Source organism: Neisseria chenwenguii (assembly GCF_002216145.1).
Lineage (GTDB): Bacteria > Pseudomonadota > Gammaproteobacteria > Burkholderiales > Neisseriaceae > Neisseria > Neisseria chenwenguii.
The window spans coordinates 1,415,195-1,430,658 of sequence record NZ_CP022278.1; the positions used below are offsets into that span (position 1 = coordinate 1,415,195).

At 53.4% G+C, this 15,464-nt stretch carries 12 protein-coding genes and 1 pseudogene; 2 read left to right on the forward strand and 11 right to left on the reverse strand.

Translation table 11 applies throughout. The features are described 5' to 3' along the window. The first annotated feature begins 163 nt into the window (after positions 1-163). A complete protein-coding gene (locus tag BG910_RS07035; RefSeq protein ID WP_089036229.1) occupies positions 164-1,504 on the forward strand; it encodes an MFS transporter in 1,341 nt (446 codons plus the stop codon). 86 nt (positions 1,505-1,590) lie between these two features. Here BG910_RS07035 and BG910_RS07040 read toward each other — a convergent pair whose 3' ends face one another. After that, the gene (locus BG910_RS07040; RefSeq protein ID WP_089036230.1) at positions 1,591-1,815 is read right to left on the reverse strand and encodes a cytochrome-c oxidase; all 225 of its coding nucleotides are present in this window, start codon (positions 1,813-1,815) and stop codon (positions 1,591-1,593) included. A gap of 285 nt (positions 1,816-2,100) precedes the next feature. After that, entirely contained in the window at positions 2,101-2,679 is a 579-nt protein-coding gene (locus BG910_RS07045) for a DJ-1/PfpI family protein (protein WP_089036231.1), read from the reverse strand. 198 nt (positions 2,680-2,877) lie between these two features. On the opposite strand from BG910_RS07045, the gene BG910_RS07050 reads away from it, so the two are divergent. Continuing rightward, positions 2,878-3,090: a PspC domain-containing protein gene (locus BG910_RS07050; RefSeq protein ID WP_089036232.1), complete on the forward strand. Its 213-nt coding sequence runs from the start codon at positions 2,878-2,880 to the stop codon at positions 3,088-3,090. Positions 3,091-3,407: 317 nt separating this feature from the next. Here BG910_RS07050 and BG910_RS12805 read toward each other — a convergent pair whose 3' ends face one another. The 9 genes and pseudogenes from BG910_RS12805 to BG910_RS07095 form a co-directional block, all read right to left on the reverse strand. Beyond that, entirely contained in the window at positions 3,408-3,578 is a 171-nt protein-coding gene (locus BG910_RS12805) for a hypothetical protein (RefSeq protein WP_232462174.1), read from the reverse strand. 399 nt (positions 3,579-3,977) lie between these two features. Beyond that, a complete protein-coding gene (locus BG910_RS07060) occupies positions 3,978-5,294 on the reverse strand; it encodes an acyltransferase family protein (protein WP_123805968.1) in 1,317 nt (438 codons plus the stop codon). Between the two features lie 106 nt (positions 5,295-5,400). Further along, a complete protein-coding gene (gene polA, locus BG910_RS07065) occupies positions 5,401-8,196 on the reverse strand; it encodes a DNA polymerase I (RefSeq protein ID WP_089036234.1) in 2,796 nt (931 codons plus the stop codon). Between the two features lie 193 nt (positions 8,197-8,389). Continuing rightward, positions 8,390-9,727, reverse strand: coding sequence for a capsule biosynthesis protein (locus BG910_RS07070; RefSeq protein ID WP_089036235.1), 1,338 nt, complete (start codon positions 9,725-9,727; stop codon positions 8,390-8,392). A gap of 160 nt (positions 9,728-9,887) precedes the next feature. After that, positions 9,888-11,963 carry a capsular polysaccharide biosynthesis protein gene (locus BG910_RS07075; RefSeq protein ID WP_089036236.1) on the reverse strand — a complete coding sequence of 692 codons (2,076 nt, stop codon included), beginning with the start codon at positions 11,961-11,963 and terminating at the stop codon, positions 9,888-9,890. Between the two features lie 127 nt (positions 11,964-12,090). Next, complete coding sequence (gene rfbC, locus BG910_RS07080; protein WP_089036237.1) at positions 12,091-12,630, reverse strand: dTDP-4-dehydrorhamnose 3,5-epimerase; 540 nt, start codon at positions 12,628-12,630, stop codon at positions 12,091-12,093. A 156-nt stretch (positions 12,631-12,786) separates the two neighbouring features. Beyond that, positions 12,787-13,653, reverse strand: coding sequence for a glucose-1-phosphate thymidylyltransferase RfbA (rfbA, locus tag BG910_RS07085; protein WP_089036238.1), 867 nt, complete (start codon positions 13,651-13,653; stop codon positions 12,787-12,789). Positions 13,654-13,829: 176 nt separating this feature from the next. Next, entirely contained in the window at positions 13,830-14,894 is a 1,065-nt protein-coding gene (gene rffG, locus BG910_RS07090; RefSeq protein ID WP_089036239.1) for a dTDP-glucose 4,6-dehydratase, read from the reverse strand. Positions 14,895-15,182: 288 nt separating this feature from the next. Then, positions 15,183-15,458 (reverse strand): annotated as a pseudogene (locus BG910_RS07095) (SDR family NAD(P)-dependent oxidoreductase); the annotation flags it as partial. Positions 15,459-15,464 lie beyond the last annotated feature (6 nt).

The window sequence follows — 15,464 nt, forward strand, 5'->3', positions numbered from 1 at the left end:
GGCCTGATGCGCTTCAGAAAAAACACAGGCCGTCTGAAAAAAAAAGAATTCGTAGTTTTATACCTCGAATCAGCCGCCGACCCCGCAGCGGCTTTGTCTGCAAAGCAGCGTTTTGCTGTTTACGGGAAACCCTATTTATTTTAATCAACGGGAGTAGAGTTCAATGAAAATATCCCCCAAAGTCGCGATGACACTTCGTCAGATTATGCTGATGAACTTCGGTTTCTTCGGTATCCAATACAGCTTCGGTCTGCAACAGACCGCCATCAACCCGATTTTCAGTTTCCTCAACGCCGACCCCGGCCAACTGCCGATTTTAAACATGGCAGGCCCGATTACCGGCCTGTTGGTGCAGCCGCTTATCGGCGCCATGAGCGACCGGACGTGGATTCCGGGCTTGGGTCGCCGCCGTCCGTATTTCCTGATCGGCGCAATTGGTTGCAGCTTGTGTCTGTTTATCTATCCGCACGTTACCGCGCTGTGGGTTGCCGTGCTGCTGCTGTGGCTCTTGGACATCTCCAACAACACCGCGATGGAACCCTACCGCGCCTTTATTGCCGACAAAGTGCCGGAACACCAACAATCCACAGGCTTCCTGATGCAGTCGGTGTTTACCGGCTTGGGTATTACGCTGGCCAACGTGTCGCTCTATATCTTCCAGCAGATCGGCTGGCTGACGCAGACTTCCGAAGCAGGCATTCCCTACTGGGTGTTCGGATCGTTCTACATCGGCGCCGTCTGCTCGATCGGTTCGGTTTTGGTAACCGTGATGTCCACTCCCGAAGACGAGCCTACGCCTGAAGAAATGGCCGAAATCCAAGCCAAACCGCGCGGCTTCATTCCCGCCATTGCCGAAATCGGCACCGCCATCAAAGAAATGCCGACCGCCCTTTGGCAGCTCGCGCTGGTGTACCTCTTCCAGTGGTACGCGCTCTTCATCTACTGGCAATACATTTCCCACAGCATCGTGCAATCCGTATGGCACGCGACTTCCGCCGACAAACACGCCTACGAACAGGCCGTTGCCTGGACTGGTTTGGTCAACGGTTTCTACAACGTCGTGACATTCGTCTCCGCGTTCGGCCTGATGGTTTTGGCACGCAAATACGCCGCCAAATACGTTCACGCTTTTGCCGTTACCCTCGCCGCGCTGGCGCTGCTTTCCATCCCGCACATCAGCGACAAATACCTGATGTTCGCCCCGATGATCGGCTTCGGTATCGGCTGGGCAAGCATGATGGGCGTACCGTTTATGATTGTCGTGCACTCCATTCCCAAAGAACGTTACGGCGTTTACATGGGTATCGTCAACATGATGATCGTTATCCCGATGCTGATCCAAACCGTTACTTTCGGCAAAACATTCCTGTTTGACGGCATCTACAACGTCTTCTTAGGCTCGAATCCCGCCAACGCCATGAACTTCGCCGGCGTATTCCTCCTGATCGCCGCCGTGTTGACGCTGATGATTAAAACCAGCAACAAACCCGCAGGCGCAGAATAAACCGCATCCTGACAAACCAAAAGGCCGTCTGAAAATTTTCAGACGGCCTTTTGGTTTGTCATCAGCTTATCAACGGCAAGCCGAGCCTATTTCGCTTTCTGCGTATCGTCTTTCAATACATCGTTTACCGTCTGCGCCACAGGATTAATGTCCGCTTGCTCGCGCACAATTCGTTTCTGCTCTTCAGTCAACGGCGCATTAACCTCCGTCGCCTCCTGCTCGCGCCTGGCTTCGGTTTCCTCAAAGCTTTCATAAGGCTGCGGCTTGATTTTGCGCACATCCACTTTTTTGTCATCGTCGGACAATCCCATCTTGTTCTCCTCAATAGCCTGATTAAACACAAAAAAACAAACTGTAAAGGCACGGAGCGGATGTGTCAAACCGTCGGACAGCGTAACAGGGGGCCTGTCTGAAAACAAAACCGGACTTCGTTCCGCCCGCCGCCGGCACGAAAAACATTATCTGCCAGCCCAAACCGCTTCTTCATAATGCCCGATTATTCGTACCCTTAAAGCCACGCGGCACAACCGGCCAAACACATCAAAATGCCTGTCTGAAAAACCGGTTTTCAGACAGGCACACACCAGCCGGACGCGTCAAATTTCAATCTTCGCCCCCAGCAGGCCTGCAAACTGCCGCAACCAGGCCGGATGGGCGGGCCAGGCCGGCGCCGTTACCAAATGACCGCTGGTTACCGCCTCGTCCAGCCCGATTTCCGCATATTCCCCGCCCGCCGCGCGCACATCGGGCGCACAGGCCGGATAGGCCGAACAGCGGCGTCCGCGCAACACATCGGCCGCCGCCAGCAGCTGCGCACCGTGGCAAACCGCCGCAATCGGTTTTTCCGCGCGGTCAAACGCCTGCACAATCTCAAGCACCCGCGGATTCAGGCGCAGGTATTCCGGCGCCCTCCCGCCCGGCACCACCAGCCCCGCGTAATCCGCCGGATTCACCTCATTGAAATCATAATTGACAGCAAAATTATGGCCGCGCTTCTCGCTGTACGTCTGTTCACCTTCGAAATCGTGTACCGCGGTCGCCACCGTATCCCCCGCTTTTTTGTCCGGACACACCGCGTGTACGGTATAACCCAGACCCAGCAAAAACTGGAACGGCACCATCGTTTCATAATCCTCGGCATAATCGCCGGCCAACAGCAGAATTTTTTTGCTCATCGCCAACTCCTTATCAATTAACAACATTCGTGCACGCGCACAATGCGATGGTACACCGATTACCGCCCGCCGGCACAGCGGTTTACACACAGCAATGCCTGTCTGAAAACTTTCAGACAGGCATCCGCTTCATCCGCAAACTTGATTTCCGGCCAAACCGCACCATTTGTATCGCAAGCATTAACAAGGAAACACAAAATGGCCAAACTCATCAAACTGCACCGCTCCCGCAACTACCGCATCATCGCCGGCGTGATGGGTGGCATCGCCGAATACCTTGGCTGGTCGCCCTTCCTTACCCGCCTGCTGTTTGTCATCCTTTCCTGCGCCAGCGTCGCCGTGCCGGGAATACTAGTCTATATCGTATTGTGGATCATGATGCCGAACGCCACGGCGGAATCGTACCGGTAGAAATGTCGGATAACAGGGCCGTCTGAAAAATGGTTGAGACGGCCTCAGTGTAAAACTTGGACATTTTTGTTGGATGGCACCTGCGGCAACCCAACCTACGCTGTTCAAACAAGCCGAACCAGATTCCGAACGCAGAATAATTAAAGACAAAGGCCGTCTGAAAATTTTCAGACGGCCTTTATGACTGGTAGGGTGGGTGTAAACCCACCGTTTTGTTTTGAAATTTTGGAATGGTGGGTTTACACCCACCCTATATATTTCAGACGGCCTTCGAATTACAGCCTGCGGATTTTCGCAAACGGTTTGCAACGCAAAGGCTACCGTCCGACCGGATTAATCGGCAGGGACGAATGCGATACTTTGATGTTCAGATTTTTCCGTTTCAGCAGATGGCGGAACACTTCCACTTTCAATCCCGCATCCGTGCGTTCGTAGTTGGTGCCCAAAACCACCTCGTCCAACCTGCCGCAAATATCGCCGTATTCCAAAAAGGTGGTGTTGGTGGCGGGGCAGTATTGTACTTTGTCTGAACCGGACGCTTCGATTTACAGCAGGCGGAATTCTTCTTCATCGCGGAAGGCGTAGTCTTTAAACAGATAGCGGATGTATTCCAAAGCCGCTTTGTTTTCTTGGGATTTTTCTTTGTCTTAAACAGCACCTTGGAGATATTCGCGTAAATCGTTTGAGGCCGTCTGAAAACTTTTTCAGACGGCCTCAACCTAGGTTAGATTAGGCGACTTGAATTTAAAAATCATAATTCAACAACATGTGAAACCTTGGAAACGCAACTGTTGTGCTGCCGTTTTGTTGGGTTACGCTTACAGCTAATCCAACCTACTCTTGCTAAAACCATGGTGGATACTAGTTTTGGCAACCCAACCTGAGCGTTACATTCCATACAAACTACGGCTTGTTGGTACGGAATTATTGTCAAATTTCCAGTTCGTTCCGATATAGTTGTTTGGTATGGGTTGTAGGAATTGGGTGTTGATTACTAAACATTTCTCGGATAGTTCGGATAGTTTTTTATGTTCGTTTTCTTTTTTAGAAATATTACTTACCGTAGAGGGGCAAAAAACTTTTGTATTGCCCAAGTTCCAAGCCATGTAACCAAATAAGGCATTATTTCTATAGTCAAGCCGAGAGCAAGTATTTTCTGATTTTGGGTGTTTGAACACTTGCTTCAGGCGTTGTAAATCGTTAGGCTCGATTCCGCTACTCTCTTGTGAGCCGTCATTTTTTTGAAAGTTATTATGTAATAAATACCAAGAAGCATTTTGGGGCAATTCAGTAAATCTAACTACATTCAGTATGCGTGTCGAAAAGTTACTATGATCTGATGTGAAGTATGGTGTCAGTATAAATAAAAATAATGTAAAAAATGCCGGAATGATTAAATATTTGTGTTTGTCTTTTTTTGTATAAGTGGTTGCGAAAGTTGTAATTAAGAATAGGTCTGCTAATAATAAAATCCCAACAAGGTAGAGATACAAAAATTGTAAGTTTCCTTCTGGGAGCCAAGTTGCTATCGAGAGATAGATGAGTATGGGGTAGGATGACATGAAAAAAGAAATAAAAAATAGTATTCCCATAAGAAATAACCAGTTTTTCTTTTGATTCCACAAGTTTTTAAGAGATTTTGAAATGAATTTGTTCCAAAAAAATAAAGAAAATGGTATCGGTAATAATATTGTTACATAGAATAAAATTGTTAGACCATCTTTGGGGAGGCTGTCACAGTTTTGAATTAAAAATACAAAGACTAAATAGAAGATTATAGGCCATATGAGCGAAAAAAACGACAATGGGATTGTATTTTTGATTAGTTTGGTTTTTATAAAATCTAATATTAGCGGGAATTCCTTAAAGTCGGATAGGAAGCTAAAGATAAAACAAGGTGCTGAAAAACTTGTAAATATCATGAATGTAATCAACCCAAATACCAAAAGAATGGTGATTAAACTGGACGGTTGATTGATAACTTCTGGGAAAATGCTGGGTAATCCTATATTTTGTAAATAGATAAATGAAAGAATGCCACCTAATACCATACCAAAAATTGAGCTTAAGGAAACTATATGAATGGTACTACCTAGTATCTTTTTATCTTCTTTTTTGTGGAAATTGTTAGCTACTTTTTGGTGATGAGCTGTTTTTTTGGTTTTAAAAAGATTTTGTGAAATATGCTTTTTTAATTTTTCCATTGATTTTCCTTTATAGTGATTCATTGTTGACTCATTACTGATGACATAATTTTTATGTATGTCATCGCGTATCTACAATTTTACCTGTTTTCAGAAAGCCTTCCTTTCAATGCGCCCCTTCCCAATCTTCCCCACTCCCCACTTCCGCCACCAGCGGTACATCCAGCATCCCCCCGTCCACTTTCGCCATAATCTCGGGCAGTTTTCCGCGCACCAAATCCAGTTCCGTTTCAACCACTTCCAACACCAATTCGTCATGCACCTGCATAATCAGTTTGCTTTGCAGGCCGTCTGAAACCAGCCAGTTGCGCACGTCGATCATGGCGCGTTTGATGAGGTCGGACGCAGTGCCCTGCATGGGGGCGTTGATGGCGGCGCGTTCGGCGCCTGCGCGGGCATTTGCGTTGGCGGCGCGGATGTCGGGCAGGTAGAGGCGGCGGCCAAACAGGGTTTCGACGTAGCCGAGTGCGGCGGCCTGTTCTTTGGTGCGCTGCATGTAGTCGGCCACGCCGGGGTAGCGGGCGAAGTAGCGGTCGATGAAGTTTTTGGCGGAGAGGTTGTCGATGCCCAGCGATTTGGCGAGGCCGTATTGCCCCATGCCGTAAATCAGGCCGAAGTTGATGGTTTTGGCGTAGCGGCGCTGTTCGGAGCCGACGTTTTCGGGCGGCACGCCGAACACTTCGGCGGCTGTGCGGCGGTGGATGTCTTCGCCGTTTTTAAAGGCTTCGAGCAGGGTTTTGTCGCCGCTCAAATGCGCCATGATGCGCAGCTCGATTTGGGAGTAGTCGGCGGAGACAATCAGGCTGCCTGAAGGCGCAGTAAAGGCACGGCGCACGCGGCGGCCTTCGGCGGTGCGGATGGGGATGTTTTGCAGGTTGGGGTTGCTGCTGGCCAGCCGCCCCGTAATGGCGACGGCCTGCGCGTAGGTGGTGTGCACTCGGCCGGTGCGCGGGTTGATCATCTCGGGCAGTTTATCGGTGTAGGTGGATTTCAGTTTCGCCAAGCTGCGGTTTTGCAAGATGATTTTCGGCAGCGGATAGTCGGGCGCGAGGGTTTCGAGCACGGCTTCGTTGGTGGAAATGCCGCCCGAGGCGGTTTTTTTCAGGCCTTTGGTGGGAATGCCCATTTTGTCGAACAGGATTTCCTGAAGCTGTTTGGGCGAGTTGAGGTTGAACGGCTGGCCGGCGGTTTCGTAGGCCTGTTTTTCCAGTTCAATCAACTGGTTGCCGAGTTCGTGGCTTTGGCGGTCGAGTTCGGCCTTGTCGATCTGCACGCCCGTGCGTTCCATTTCAAACAGAACCTGCGCCACGGGAAGCTCCATTTTTTCATACATTTCAAGCTGTTGCGCCGTCATACGCGCTTTGAGCCAGCTTTCGATGCGCAGCGCGAAATCCGCGTCTTGGCAGGCGTATTCTGTGGCTTGGCCGATGGCGACGTCGGCAAACGAAATCTGCTTCGCGCCCTTGCCGCACAAATCTTCGTATTTCACCGTCTGCAAACCCAGCCAGCGTTCGGACAATTCGTCCAAACCGTGCCCCAGATGGCTTTCGAGAATGTAGGACGCAAGCATCCCGTCGCCCGCGATGCCGTTCAGCGCGATGCCGTAATTGGCGAAAACGTGCTGGTCGTATTTCAGGTTCTGGCCGATTTTTTTCAGACAGGCATTTTCCAGATGGGGTTTCAGACGGCCTAATACGTCTGACAAATCAAGCTGCTGCGGCGCGGCGGCGGGGGTATGGCCGAGCGGAATATACACGGCTTCGCCGGCTTGGAACGCAATGCTGATGCCGACCAGCTTGGCGGTCATGGCGTCGAGCGAAGTGGTTTCGGTGTCGAGACCGATGGCTTCGGCAGCGGCGAGTTTGTCCAACAGCGCGGCGAACTGCGCTTCGGTGGTAACGGCTTGATAATCCAGCGTTTCCGGTGCGGCCGGGCGTTCGAATGCTTTTTCAGACAGCATGGTTTCCGTCGCCAGCGCGGCCTGTTCGCCGATGTATTCGCTGCCGAACAAATCGGTGTTTGCCGTTTCCTGCATCTGCGTTTCCGCCTCTTTCAGCCAGGTGCGGAAGCCGTAGCGTTTGAATTCGGCAACCAGCTGCGACCAGCGCGGCGTTTGGCGGTGCAGGCTGTGCAGGCCGTCTGAAAGCTCGCTGTGCAGATCCACATCGGTTTTAATCGTGACCAATTCGTAAGACAGCGGCAGCTGCGGCAGGGCTGCCTGAAGATACTCGCCGACCTTGCCTTTGATGTCTGCTGCGTGCGCCATCACTTCCGTGAGCGTGCCGTATTCCGCCAGCCATTTCGCCGCCGTTTTCGGCCCGCATTTTTCCACTCCCGGCACGTTGTCCACCTTGTCGCCCATCAGCGCCAGATAATCGCGGATCTGCTCGGGGCGCACGCCGAATTTGGCCTGCACGCCCGCAATGTCCAGCGTTTCGCCGCTCATGGTGTTCACCAGCGTCACCCGCGCGCTCACGAGCTGCGCCATATCCTTATCGCCCGTGGAAATCACCACGTCCCAACCCTCGGCCTCGCCCTCTTTGGCGAGCGTGCCGATCACATCGTCCGCCTCGACATCGGGCACGACCAGCACCGGCCAGCCCATCAGCCACACCAACTCGGGCAGCGCCTCGGCCTGCGGGCGCAAATCGTCCGGCATCGGCGGGCGCGTGGCTTTGTAGTCGGGGAACATTGCGTGGCGGAAGTTTTTCCCTTTTGCGTCAAATACCACCGCGCAATGGCTGTGCGCATAATCCGCCCGCAGGCGGCGCAGCATGTTCAACACGCCGTAAAGCGCGCCCGTGGGCGTACCGTCGGGCGCGGAAAGATTCTGCCTCATCGCGTGATAGGCGCGGTAGAGGTAGGAAGAGCCGTCAACGAGGAGGAGGGTTTGGGTGGTCATGATTTAAGGCCGTCTGAAAAATTGAAGATGAGGGGGATTATATAGTGAAGTCAATTCACACGGATACAAGGCAGCAGGTCGCAGGCAGTACATCAAGTACGACAAGACGCAGCAACGCGGTAGCCGTTTGAATTCACTTCTCAAAAAGGAACAGGCCGTCTGAATTTCAGACGGCCTGTTTGTTTGCAGAAGGTTACGGTTTGCGGTGGGTGCGGCGCATGGCGGGTGCGGCGGCACCGATAAGGAGGGAGCGTTCGGCTACGGGCACTTGCGGTGTGGCGGCGGGCGTGGCTTTTTTCAGCGAAGGGATGTCGGGAAAATTGACTTGGCTGTAAAAGCTGCCGTTAATCTGAGTGATGTTGATGTGGTACATCCGGTAGGCGTGGAACAGCGCGGCATCGGGCGCGGTGGGGTGGCGCCAGAAATCGCCGAGACTGTTTTGGCAGGTCAGGCCGGGGATGTCGTAGTGGGCGCGTCCCAAGACTTTGACGGGCATATTGTGGATCAGGGCGGAGAGGCCGCTGGTACTGTTGATTGTGACCATGCCGAGGCCGTGGCGCAGGAAGACGGGCAGGGGCACGTCGTGTACATAAAAAATGCGGCCTTTGAGCTTGGGATGCTTTTTGACGAACGCTTTGATGTCGCGGCGGTAGTCGATAAAGCCGCGGTCCATCGGGTGGTGTTTGACGATGAGGTTGACGTCGTCGGGTGCATGGGCGGCAAACGAGGTCAAAACGTGCAGCAGGAAACTTTTTACCGATGAAAAGTCGCAATGGATGCGCACCTGGCTGTCGTTGAACACTTGCAGCGGTACGATGAAAAATTTGCCGAAACGGCCGGCTTCGACTTTTTTGGCAAAGCTGGCGTCTTCAATCCAATAGTTGAGGCGCTTGAATGCGGAGCGCGACCAGAGGTTGAGGTAGTGCCCTAAATTGAACGCGCGGTGGTGGACGTAATCCGGGTATTTGCGGCGGTTTTTCGCGGCTTCCCAGTAATAGCGCACGGCGCTTTTCGCCATTGGGGCGAAACCGCCGGGAACGGCGGGCGGCGCTTGGTATTCCTTCTGTTCGAGTTTGGGAAACGCGTCGGCGAAAAAACCGGCATTGTGCGGCAGGTCGGAGTAGGCGTTGACACCGCTTTTTTCCAATGTGATGAAAAACGGGCGGAAATATCCTTCTTCAAATGCCCAAAACGATACATTGCATTGCGCGGCGGTGGCGCGGGCGAGCAGGTGGTAAGTGCGTGTGTCGCCGAAACAGACGACGGCTTGGATGCGGTGCTGTCTGATGTAGGCGGCGAGAAATTCGGGAAAGGCGTCGTAAGTGCCGGTGTAGGCGGTGGTGTGTGCGGCGGTTTCGGGGTAGAAATATTCGTCGCCGGCGTTGAAATTGAATTTGTGTACGGTTTTGCCGTGTTCGCCGGAGAGCCAGCGGGAGAAGGTTTGGAAAAACGCGCCGATGGGGCCTTGCAGCAGCAGGATATTGTCGGCGGAGTTAACCAATTCGTAGAGGTTGCTTTTGAGTGAGTTCATCGTCGCAATGCTGTCAAGATATTTTTATGAAATGGATAAACGGTTGGATAACGCATTTAAACGGTAGTGCTAAGCATACGATGGATTGCTGTGTGGGTAAAGCTGAAAATGCCGTCTGAAAATATGCTTTACGTATGAAAAATTTGGGAATTTTCAGCTTTTATAGTAATGAGCGGTATAGTTGGACCAGTTTTCCCCATTGTTTTTTTAATGCGCTCCTCTGTAAATTTGTGTTGTTTTTTTGCAATTCCTTCTGCATTTTCAACACGCCGACCGCCGTTGCCGCGTCAATGAGCTGCCGCGTTTCGGGGTGGACGTAGCCCGGGTAGTAAACCAGCGTACCCGCAATCAGTTCGGCCAATTTCAGACGGCGTGTACGGCGGGGGAGCGGCAGCAGATCGTCGGTCAGCCCCCAGCCTGCGTAAAAGGGCAGGCCGTAGCAGCTGACTTTTTTGCCGCGTAGGAGCGCCTCGAAGCCGGTGAGCGAAGTCATGGTATGCACTTCGTCGGCGTGCTGCAGGCAGGTGAGGATGTCGGTTTCGGCGGCGACTTGGTCGGCGTAACGCGCGGTATCTGCGGGCGCAATTTGGCCGATGCGGTTGCCGCTGACCACGTCGGGATGCGGTTTGTAAATAATGTAGGCATCGGGATTTCTGGCGCGCACGGCCTTGAGCAAGTCCAAATTACTGCGGATTTCGGGCGAACCGTGGCGGACGGAGGCATCGTCTTCCACCTGCCCGGGCACGAGAATCACGGTTTTGTCGGTTTGCGGCGGGGTAAAGTTTTGGCTGCCGACGTTGTATTTGCTGATGTGGTTTTCGGTCAGTGCTTTTTGCAGCAGCAAGGCCGTCTGGACATCGCGTTCGGTAAAGATTTGATTTTGCAGAATCAGCTCAAGCCGTGACGGCGTTTCGGGATTGAAATAAATGCCCGTGTCGTCCACCACCAGCGAAAGCGGCGGCACGAGGTTGGAACCCAGCCCGACCGAGCGGATAAAGCCGTCTTCCATGCGCAACAGCGGCAGATTGCGGCGCGCGGCAAACGCCGTTACCGCCTCTTTGCCGTTGCCCCACGCCAGCAGGCGCGCGTCGGGCGGGAGCAAGGCGTGTTCGAGCCGTTCCACCGATTTCACAAATTTCAGACGGCATGAAGGCAGCCTGAAAAACGGCTTGGCCACCGCGCGTTTCCACAGCGACATCCCTACGCAGTACACCTCGCCGCGCAGCCTTTCATTGGCACGGCGCGCGGCGGCAAGGTAGTCAATGACGTCGAAAATATCCCCCGCTTCGCCCGTGTTCGGATTGATGTAACGGCTGTATTGCAGATAGGCCGCGGCGAAAAGCTGCATCAGCGAACGCGGGGCGCGCCGCCCCTCAGCCCGCAACGCCGCCGCCTGCGGATGACGGTCGTCGCTCATGCCCCAGCCCGCGTACCACGGCAGACCGAACGTCACCACAGGCTTGCCGCACAGCAGCGCTTCAAAACCCATCTGCGACGTGACGCAGTAAACCTTGTCGGCCAAACGCAGCAGCGACGTGGGATTCATGTCTTCCGCCATCAGTTTCACCCGCCCCGATTGCAGCGACGGCGCAGTCAGATAGCCGCGCTTCTTGCCGCTCAACACATCGGGATGGGTTTTCACCCAAATCTGCGCCTCGGGATTTTCCCTTAAGGCCGTCTGAAACATCGCCTCAAACGCCGCCTCATCCGCCCTGCCGTACTGCACCGCCATATCGCCGAAAGTTTGGTCGATAACGAGGACGACAGCTTGTTCAGACGGCCTCTGCGCCTTGAGGCCGCCTGAACAGTCGGGCGCGTGGTTGTATTTCGACAGGCCGTGCGCCAAGATCAATTCCGCCGCCCGCCGCGCCGTTTCCAGCATTTCAGACGGCATGGTATCCGCGTTCAAAATCAACTGTTCCAAACGCGACGGGCGGGTGGTGTCGTAATAAATCCCCATATCATCGACCACAACCGAAAACGGCGGATAACCCGCCACCCCCAGCCCGACCGAGCGCAGAAATCCGTCTTCCAGCGCAGTAAACGGCAGCCCCTTCGCCGCCGCAAACGCCCGCGCCTTGCGGGTTGTCGGGCGCAAACCCCAACCGATGACCCCCGCCGCAGCGGTAAAACGCGCGGTAAACGGGCGGACAAATTTCAGACGGCATTCAGGCAGGAAGGCTTGCAGATGCGGAATCTTGGCGATACCGTGCGAGAAAATCAGAGAGGGTTTCATGACGGAGGAGAATGTGGAAAGACGTTTGTTGTGTGAGGCGTTATTGTACCGTGATTTATTGTTGGGCAGACAAAGGCCGTCTGAAAAATTTCAGACGGCCTTGATGATTTTCGCAAAAGGTTGAACCTCAAAACGTTACCGCTTCACCCAGCGGTTTCCCCGCCAAGTCTTTGGTCGAGAGGCTGGGTTCGCCGGCGAGCGGCCAGTCGATGCCGACGGCGGGGTCGTTCCAAATCAGCGAGTGTTCGGCTTTGGGGTTGTAGTAGTCGGTGCATTTATAGACAAACTCGGCTTCGTCGCTCAACACATAAAAGCCGTGCGCAAAGCCTTCGGGTACCCAGAGCTGGCGTTTGTTGTCGGCGGAGAGGATTTCGCCTGCCCATTGGCCGAACGTGGGGGAGGTTTTGCGCATATCGACGGCAACGTCAAACACTTCGCCGACGACGACGCGCACGAGTTTGCCTTGTGTGTTTTCGGTTTGGTAGTGCAGGCCGCGCAAGACGCCTTTGCCGGATTTGGAGTGGTTTTCCTGAACAAAGGTGCGCTCGGCGACGTTGGCTTTAAACCATTCGTCGCGGAAGGTTTCCATGAAAAAACCGCGTGCGTCGCCAAAGACTTGCGGTTCTAATAATTTGACGTCGGGAATGCGGGTGTCGATGATTTTCATGTTTTGGGTTCCTGTGGGTTTTTCGGACGGCCTTTGGCATTTGAAAGATGGGTAGGCTGGGCTTCAGCCCGGCATTTGTGAGTGGTTTTTGCTGGGCTGAGGCCCAGCCTACGCGGATTTGAAGTTTTTTCAGACAGCCTGTGCCGTCTGAAAAAACTATTTGCCCGCCAACCGCAGCAGATACTGCCCGTATTCGTTTTTCGCCATCGGCGCGGCGAGGCTGGCGAGTTTTTCGGTGGAGAGCCAGCCGTTGCGCCAGGCGATTTCTTCCAAACAGGCGACTTGCAGGTTTTGGATGTGTTCGATGGTTTCGACAAAAGAGGCGGCCTCGAGGAGGCTGTCGTGCGTACCCGTGTCGAGCCAGGCGAAGCCGCGGCCGAGCAGTTGCACGTTGAGGCTGCCGTCGTCGAGATACATTTGGTTGAGCGAGGTGATTTCCAGCTCGCCGCGTGCGGACGGTTTGACCTGTTTGGCAAATTCAACCACGCGGTTGTCGTAGAAATACAGGCCCGTTACCGCCCAATCGGATTTGGGCTGCTGCGGTTTTTCTTCGATGGAAACGGCTTTGAAATCTTCGTCGAATTCGACCACGCCGAAGCGTTCGGGATCTTTGACCTGATAGCCGAACACGGTGGCGCCGTGTTGGCGCGCAGCGGCTTCTCTCAGGGTTTGGCTGAAGTGTTGGCCGTAGAAAATATTGTCGCCCAACACCAAACAAACGCTGTCGCCGCCGATAAATTCTTCACCGATGAGAAACGCCTGCGCGAGGCCGTCGGGGCTGGGCTGGACGGCGTAGGAGAGGTTGATGCCGAAATCCGAGCCGTTGCCCAAAAGGCGGCGAAAGGCGGCGTTGTCTTCAGGCGTGGTAATGACCAGAATATCGCGGATGCCCGCCAGCATCAGGACAGAGAGCGGGTAGTAAACCATCGGTTTGTTATACACGGGCAAAAGCTGCTTGGATACGCCGCGGGTAATCGGATAAAGGCGCGTACCGCTGCCGCCTGCGAGAATGATGCCTTTCATTGTTACTCCTTTATTTATTATGCGTTTTCAGACGGTATCCGATGCCGTCTGAAAATATAGTCTTGTGCAGGTACGGTTAGCCGCCACAAGCGGCGTAACCGTACGAACGCTTCTGTACTGTATCGGGATTTGCGTACGGTTACGCGTAAAAACCACGCTAACCGTACCTACTGCTATCATTTCACGCCCAAACGTTCGCGGTTGTAGCTGCCGTCCAGCACGCGGCTCCACCAGGTTTTGTTGTCCAAATACCATTGCACCGTTTTGCGCAGGCCGCTTTCAAAGGTTTCCTGCGGTTTCCAGCCCAGTTCGCGGCCGATTTTCGCCGCGTCGATGGCGTAGCGCACGTCGTGGCCGGGGCGGTCTTTGACGAAGGTAATCAAATCTTCGTATTTCGCTACGCCGACGGGTTTGGCGGGGCGCAATTCTTCCAGCAGCGCGCAGATGGTTTTGACCACTTCGATATTGGCTTTTTCATTGTGGCCGCCGATGTTGTAGGTTTCTCCGACTTTACCTTCGGTCACGACTTGATAAAGTGCGCGGGCGTGGTCTTCGACAAACAGCCAGTCGCGGATCTGCATGCCGTCGCCGTAAACCGGCAGCGGCTTGCCGTCGAGCGCATTCAAAATCATCAGCGGAATCAGTTTTTCGGGAAAGTGATACGGGCCGTAATTATTGGAGCAATTGGTCACAATCGTCGGCAGGCCGTAGGTACGCAGCCACGCGCGCACGAGATGGTCGCTGGCGGCTTTGGACGCGGAATAAGGGCTGGAAGGTGCGTAAGGCGTGGTTTCGGTAAACAAATCGTCCGTGCCGTGCAAATCGCCGTACACTTCGTCGGTGGAAATATGGTGGAAACGGAACGCTGCTTTTTTTTCAGACGGCATAGTGTGCCAATACGCACGCGCGGCTTCCAAAAGGGTGTAAGTGCCGACGATATTGGTGTCGATAAACGCCGCAGGGCCGTCAATCGAGCGGTCGACATGACTTTCCGCCGCCAAGTGCATTACCGCGTCGGGACGGTGTTCGGCAAAGACGCGGTCAAGCGCGGCGCGGTCGCAAATGTCCACTTTTTCAAACGCATAACGCGGATTGGCGGACACGCTTTCCAACGATTCCAAATTGCCTGCATAAGTGAGCTTGTCGAGATTGATGACAGAATCTTGCGTGTTTTCAATGATATGGCGGACAACCGCCGAGCCGATAAAGCCCGCGCCGCCGGTGACGAGGATTTTTTTCATGGTTTTGAAAGGGTGGGTGATTAGGTAAACAGAGGAACTATACTATACAGTGGCTGTTACGGCTATATGCGTCGATTAAGAAAATGCCGTCTGAAAAAGTTTTCAGACGGCATCGGGGGGATTTATTTTGTCCGAACCCGTAGGTACGGTTAGCGCGGTTTTTTGTGCGTAACCGTACGAAACTGCCATAGAGATACGGAAGCGTCCGTACGGTTACGCCGCTTGGGGCGGTTAACCGTACCTACTGTTGCTGCCTGAAACATTATTATCATGATATTTCATCGGCTAGGCCACGCTTTCACCCACGGCTTTTAAGCCGGCAAAATGAATGACCGAATCGATTTGGTTTTCAGCAAAAATACGGCGCAAAATCTCACGGTCGCGAATATCGCCTTGATAAAACGGAATGTTTTGACCGGTAATCGCTTTTAAACGCGGCAGAATATTGATGCTGGATTTGCACAGATTATCCAAAATCACAACCTGATGGCCGTTTTCCAATAGCGATACAACCGTGTGCGAACCGATAAAGCCAGTGCCGCCGGTAACGAGGATTTTTTTCATAAATTT